This is a genomic window from Coprococcus sp. AF21-14LB (assembly GCF_003458885.1).
Lineage (GTDB): Bacteria > Bacillota > Clostridia > Lachnospirales > Lachnospiraceae > UBA9414.
In genome coordinates this window covers 1-6,797 of record NZ_QRVX01000082.1, presented here as the reverse complement: position 1 = coordinate 6,797, position 6,797 = coordinate 1, and the positions used below count along the sequence as shown (strand labels likewise).

5 protein-coding genes are annotated in these 6,797 nt (G+C 40.1%); 4 read left to right on the top strand and 1 reads right to left on the bottom strand.

Annotation, left to right across the window (positions count from 1 at the left end):
- Nucleotides 1-154: 154 nt before the first annotated feature.
- From DWX73_RS12585 to pepT, 4 genes are all read left to right on the top strand, one after another.
- On the top strand, nucleotides 155-1,480 hold the full coding sequence (locus DWX73_RS12585) for a glycine/sarcosine/betaine reductase component B subunit (RefSeq protein WP_118349067.1): 1,326 nt from the start codon (nucleotides 155-157) through the stop codon (nucleotides 1,478-1,480).
- A 15-nt stretch (nucleotides 1,481-1,495) separates the two neighbouring features.
- Nucleotides 1,496-2,800 (top strand): betaine reductase selenoprotein B, encoded by a 1,305-nt coding sequence (grdH, locus tag DWX73_RS12580; RefSeq protein WP_118349066.1) that lies wholly within the window; start codon nucleotides 1,496-1,498, stop codon nucleotides 2,798-2,800.
- Between the two features lie 10 nt (nucleotides 2,801-2,810).
- On the top strand, nucleotides 2,811-4,307 hold the full coding sequence (locus tag DWX73_RS12575; protein ID WP_118349065.1) for a BCCT family transporter: 1,497 nt from the start codon (nucleotides 2,811-2,813) through the stop codon (nucleotides 4,305-4,307).
- Between the two features lie 171 nt (nucleotides 4,308-4,478).
- A complete protein-coding gene (pepT, locus tag DWX73_RS12570; RefSeq protein WP_118349064.1) occupies nucleotides 4,479-5,696 on the top strand; it encodes a peptidase T in 1,218 nt (405 codons plus the stop codon).
- A 98-nt stretch (nucleotides 5,697-5,794) separates the two neighbouring features.
- Here the strand turns inward: pepT and DWX73_RS12565 are convergent, their stop codons facing one another.
- Complete coding sequence (locus DWX73_RS12565; protein ID WP_118349063.1) at nucleotides 5,795-6,703, bottom strand: LysR family transcriptional regulator; 909 nt, start codon at nucleotides 6,701-6,703, stop codon at nucleotides 5,795-5,797.
- Between the last annotated feature and the right edge of the window lie 94 nt (nucleotides 6,704-6,797).

The window sequence follows — 6,797 nt, the reverse complement described above, 5'->3', positions numbered from 1 at the left end:
ATAGAAAATTTATATATATACAATTCACATATTATTATTGACAATAAGCGCGCTTAGTGATAATATGAGTGTACAAAATGATTAATAAGCGCGCTTATATTTTAAGGAATATGTCTAAACTGCCAAATAAAGGTTTAAAAAAGGAGGAAGTAAGATGAGATTAGAAATTGGTAATTTCTATGTAAAGGACATCGTATTTGGAAAGGAATTATCATTAAAAGATGGTATTCTTACAATTAACAAAGAAGACGCTTTAAATTTTATTAGAGAAGATGATCGCATTACAGAAGCAGAGCTTTATATTGCGAAACCTGGAGATAAAATCAGAATGTGTCCTGTAAAGGAAGCAATTGAACCACGTGTACGCCCAGATGGAAGAGGCGCTTTCCCGGGATATACCGGTGATCTGACAAAAGCAGGGGAAGGTGTAACATATGCATTGAAGAACTGCAGTGTACTTGTTGTTGGGAAGCACTGGGGAGGCTTCCAGGATGGCGTTATCGATATGAGCGGAGAAGGACAGAAATATACGCTTTTTGGTGAACTTTTGAATGTTGTTCTTGTAGCAGATACAAACGAAGAATTTGAAAAACGGGAACAGCAGAAGAAGAATGACGCTCTCAGAAGAGCTGGACACAGACTTGCAGAGTTTATTGCGCAGTGTGTAAAAGAACTGGAACCAGAGGAAACAGAAGTCTTTGATTTGGAAAAAATAATTCAGAGAAATCCGGAAATAGAGAAATTACCATCTGTCGTGTATGTTATGCAGCCACAGTCTCAGATGGAGGAGTTAGGATACAATGATCTTGTATATGGATGGGATATGAACCGGATGCTGCCGACAGTTATGCATCCAAATGAAGTGTTAGATGGAGCGCTTGTATCAGGGAGCTTTATGCCGGTTTCATCTAAATGGTCTACCTATGACTTCCAGAATTGTCCGAACATCAAAGCGCTTTATAAAGAGCACGGAAAAACAATCAATTTTCTCGGAGTTATTATGTCAAACTTAAATGTTGCGTTAGAACAGAAGGAAAGAGCGGCAATGTTCGTAGCACAGATTGCAAATACACTTGGTGCGGATGGAGCAGTTGTAGCAGAAGAAGGATATGGAAATCCGGATGCTGATTTTGTAGGATGTATCGTAGCGCTTGAAGATGCGGGGGTAAAGACGGTTGGAATTTCTAATGAATGTACAGGACGTGACGGACAGTCTCAACCGCTTGTAACATTGGATGAGAAATGTGATGCAATCGTATCATGCGGAAATGTTTCAGAATTAATTGAATTGCCACCGATGGAAACAGTACTTGGTGAACTTGAGGCATTAGGAAGAGATGGTCTATCAGGTGGATGGGCAGCAGATGAGAAATTAGGACCTTCTGTCAGAGAAGATGGATCCATTATTATGGAAAACAACTCGATGTTCTGTGGTGACCGCGTGTGTGGATGGTCAACAAAGACAATGAAAGAATTTTAGGGAGGAGCATGTACGATGAAAAAAGCGATTATATATATTAACCAGTTCTTTGGACAGATCGGCGGAGAGGATAAAGCTGATTTTCCTCCGGAAATAAGAGAAGGAAAAGTTGGACCAGCGCTTGAATTTGCGAAAAAACTAGATGCAGAAATTACACATACAATTATTTGTGGTGATAACTATATGGGTTCCAATACTGAACAGGCGGTAAAGGAAGTTCTTGAGATGTTGGAAGATAAAGAATTTGATATTTTTCTGGCAGGACCGGCTTTTCAGGCAGGACGTTATGGAGTTGCTTGTGGTACTATTTGTAAAGCAGTAAAAGAAAAATATGGAGTGCCGGTTATTACATCTATTAATGAGGAAAATCCAGGTGCAGAAATGTTTAAGAAAGATATGTATATTCTGCGCGGCGGAAATATCGCATCCCGTATGAGAGCAGATGTAAAAGCAATGGCAAATCTTGCCAATAAAATTTTAAATGAAGAAGAGATTGGAAGTGCAGATGAGGAAGGATATTTTCCGCGGGGGATTCGCCGTCAAGTATGGAGAGCTGATGCAAAACCTGCGTCAGAACGTATGGTAGAAATGCTTGTAAAGAAATTAAATGGAGAACCATTTGAAACAGAGCTTCCAATTCCGAAAATGGACCGAGTTCCGATTGCACCGGCAATCAAAGATTTGAAGCATGCAAGAATTGCATTACTTAATACAGGAGGAATTGTGCCGGTAGATAATCCGGATCATATCCAGTCGGCATCTGCAACGCGCTGGGGAAGATATGATATTTCTGGCGATAAAGAATTAAAAGGCGGAGAGTATAAAACAATTCATGCTGGATTTGATCCTGCAGCAGCAGATGCGGATCCAAACGTTATCACTCCGGTAGATGTATTGAAAGAATTGGAGAAGGAAGGAGAATTTGGAAGCCTTCATCCGTATTTCTATACAACAGTTGGAACAGGAACAACACAGGCAGAAGCACAGCGAATGGCAAGAGAAATTATTCCATATCTTCAGGAAGATAATGTCGATGGCGTTATTATGGTTTCTACATGAGGTACCTGTACGCGTTGCGGTGCAACGATGGTAAAAGAAATCGAAAAAACAGGTCTTCCGATTGTCCAGATGTGTAATTTAATTCCAGTTGCAAAAACAGTAGGATCCAACAGAATTGTTCCAACAATTTCTATTCCGTATCCACTTGGAGATCCGGCTACAACGAAAGAAGAACAATGGAAATTAAGATATCACAGAACAAAAGTTGCAGTGGAATCACTTGGAGAGGATATTACAGAACAGACTGTTTTCAGAGTATAGGGGGCAGCTTATGAAAAAATCAAAAACAGGCAATACAGTTTTTATTGTATCGTTAGTTCTGATTGCGATTATGGCTATCTGGTCAGTTGTATTTAATGAGAGCTTTACAAAAGTATCAAATGCAGCATTCCAGTTTCTGACTACAGATTTCGGATGGTTATATCTATTGGCGATGATTGTCTTTCTTGTATTTGTTGCGTATATGGCATTCGGAAAATATGGAAAAATTCGTCTCGGAGGAGATGATTCCAGACCTGAGTACAGTAATCTGACATGGTTCGGTCTTCTGTTTGGATGTGGAATGGGAGTCGGTCTTGTATTTTGGGGTGTTGCAGAACCATTGACACACTATTTGAATCCAGTGGGAATGGAAGGAGGAACTCCTGAAGCAGCAGATTTTGCAATGAAATCATTTTTTATGCATTGGGGAATTTTGCCATGGGCAAATTATGCAGTCATTGGTTTGGCACTTGCCTATTTTATGTTTCGAAAGAATAAAAAAGGATTGGTGAGCAGTATTTTAGAACCATTGATTGGAGAGCGGCTTGCCAATGGATGGCTCGGAAAATTAGTAGATATTTTGGCTGTATTTGCTACAGTTGCAGGAGTTGTAACATCTCTTGGTCTCGGTACGCTCCAGATTAATGCAGGATTTCATGAATTGTTTGGAATTCCGACGAATTTATTAGTTCAGATTATTATTATTGTTGTTGTTTCCATATTATACATTGGCTCCGCAGTATCTGGGTTAGAAAAAGGAATCAAAGTAATTTCAGATACGAATTTGTATGTTGCTATCGGACTAATGGCAGTATGTTTTATCGTGGGTCCGAAAATAGAAATTCTGAATAGCTTTGTGAATGGCTTTGGACAGTATATTGGAGATTTCATTCCGGATTCATTTGGTATTAATGCTTATGGAGACAATAGCTGGCTTGGAAGCTGGAGGCTATTCTATTGGGCATGGTTTATTGCATGGGCACCATTTGTAGGTGTATTCATAGCACGAATTTCCAAAGGACGTACGATTCGTGAATTCATTATGGGTGTTGTTTTAGTTCCGGCATTGGCTTCCTGTATTTGGGGCGCTGTCTTTGGAAGTCTTGGAATTAATCTTGGTGAAAAAGGAATTCTTGCACTGGAAACACTTAAAGAAGCCGTTGCAGCTCCGGAAGTCGGATTGTTTGTTGTCCTTCAGGAGTATCCGCTTGGATTTTTGCTTTCTATCGTGGCAATGATTTCTCTGTGTGCATTTTTTGTTACTTCCGCAAATTCAGGCGTGTACGTTCTGTCAATGTTATCAACAGATGGTGCGATTAATCCTCCAAATAGCAAAAAAATACTTTGGGGTATTATTCAATCAGTTATGGCAGTAGGACTCTTAATGGCAGGAGGATTGAAGCCACTTCAGACTATATCACTTGTTGCAGCATTTCCATTTATTTTTATTATGTTTGCAGCATGTGCGTCGTTTATTAAGGCAGTGAAAAAAGAACATATTTTATAGTAACATGTAAGTGCAGATGAAATGTGAGAAGAGCTGGAGATAAAATTTATCTCTGGCTTTTCTTGAGGGAAAGCAGATGAAAAATCACACTCCGGATGAAAGATTGACAGTATTTGTCAGGTGTGCTATAGTGCAAATTAGGCAAAAGAACTATAAGGGAGGAAAAGGAACATGAAGGCATATGAGAGAATGTTGAAATACATTGTTGTGCGCACACCAAGTGACGGAGAGAGTGGAACAACACCAAGTTCAGCATGTCAGTTTGACCTGGCAAAGATGCTCGTAGAAGAGTTAAAGGAATTGGGTGTGGAAAATGCTGCTGTGGATGAGCAGTGCTTTGTATACGGAATCATTCCGGCAACTCCGGGGTATGAAGAGAAAACAAAGATCGGATTTATTGCCCATATGGATACAGTATCGGATTTCTGTGATCATGAAATTAAACCGGTACTGACAGAAAACTATAATGGAGAAGATCTCGTACTCGGGGATAGTGGTCGTGTGCTCTCTGTAAAAGATTTTCCGCATCTTCCATCGCTGAAAGGAAGAACACTGATTACATCTGACGGAACAACTATTCTCGGCGTAGATGACAAGGCGGGAATTGCAGAGATTATGACTTTGATTGAACGTCTGAGAGATGAGGAGATTCCTCATGGTCAAATTAGTGTTGCATTTACACCGGATGAGGAAGTAGGAACAGGAGCTTCTCATTTTGATATTGAAAGATTTGGGGCAGAATATGCATATACATTGGATGGAGATGGCGAAGGGGAAATCCAGTATGAGAACTTTAATGCCTGTGAAGCAACTTTTGAAGTAAATGGGTTTAATGTGCATCCAGGCGGCTCCAAAGATGTTATGATCAATGCAGTGCTTCTTGCGACACAGATCAACCAACTGCTTCCGGGATGCGAAACGCCTAGAGACACATCCGGTTATGAAGGTTTTTATCATTTGTGCAGTTTGAGCGGCGATGTTGCCTATGCAAAGGCTCAGTATATTGTTCGCGATCATGATCTGAATTCTTTTGAAGCAAGAAAGAAGACACTGTGCCACATTGAAAAGATTATGAATGAAAAATGGGGCGAAGGAACTGTTAAATTAACAATCCGGGATGAATACCGCAATATGTCAAGTATCATTGCTGATTGTATGCATCTGATTGATAATGCAAGAGAAGCATGCAAAAATGCAAATGTGGCAGAAGATATTTCCCCGATCCGAGGAGGTACTGATGGAAGTCAGTTATCTTACAGAGGACTTCCATGTCCGAATCTCGGAACAGGTGGACATGGTTATCACGGACCTTACGAACATGCGACAGTAGAAGGTATGGATAAAGCAACAGATATGATTGTAGAACTTGTGAAGATTTATGCAAGATAAATTCTCATTGTAAGAATAAGATCAGTGTAAAATGTAATAATAAGAAGTAAAGAAAAGGGCGGCAGGAAATAAAAAACTGTCGCCTTTTCTATATGAGTTTATACTGAATAATATTGCCGCATGAGCTGTATAAACAAATTAGCTGCATGAGAAATATAGCAATTTTTATTTGTGACGATGTTCATTTCCCGAACTGCCAGTAAAGAGTCTATTTTATAGAATAAAACACGTTCATCGGGTTTCTGGATGATCCGGTCGCTGATAAAGGTAGCGCCAAGTCCTGCTTCTGCAAGGGTATAGAGAGTGGACATCTGGGAAGCTTCCATGAAGATATCCGGTGTGATTTCAGCTTCTGCAAAGAGACTGTCTGTCCGTTTGCGAAGATCATAGCGGGATTTGAGCAGAACGAAGGGTACATGCTCAAATGCAGAGAGACAGATAGACGGACAAGAACCGGTAAGATGGCGGCGGCGAAGGACATCATGTGCAGTCAGGGCGTGATCAGCAAGCTGTTCATTGACAGAAAAAGCGGAAGGAACTGCGAGTAAAATAGGGTCCTGGAAGGAAAAATGATTTTTGTAAAATGGTTCTTCCAGAGGACGGCTGACAAAAGTCAGATCCAATTTACGGTCTTTTAACATTTCTTTTAATTCATATGAGTCGGTTTCAATAATTTCCAATGTGATATCCGGATATTGACGGTGATACTCTAACAGAATCGGAGGCAGGATGTAAGAAAGGAAGAAACTGGTGGCGCCGATTCGCACATGTCCTGTATTAAGTTTTGCAAGGTCTTCGATTTTGCGGTGCAGTTCGTCTTCTAATTGGCAAAGCTGACGGATTTTTTCAATATAAACTTCTCCGGCTGGTGTAAGTTTTAGTGGTTTCTGACTTCTGTCAAAGAGAGGCATTCCAATCTTTTCTTCAGCTTTCTGAACGGCGATGCTAAGAGCCGGTTGTGTCAGATACAGAGCGCGGGCGGCTTTTTGAGAAACTGCCTTTTTCATATACGGTATAGATATATTTTAACTCTTGTTCCATAATCTTCTCCCCAGTGATTTTTTTATTAATTTGTTATAACAAGTTATTTTGATGAATATT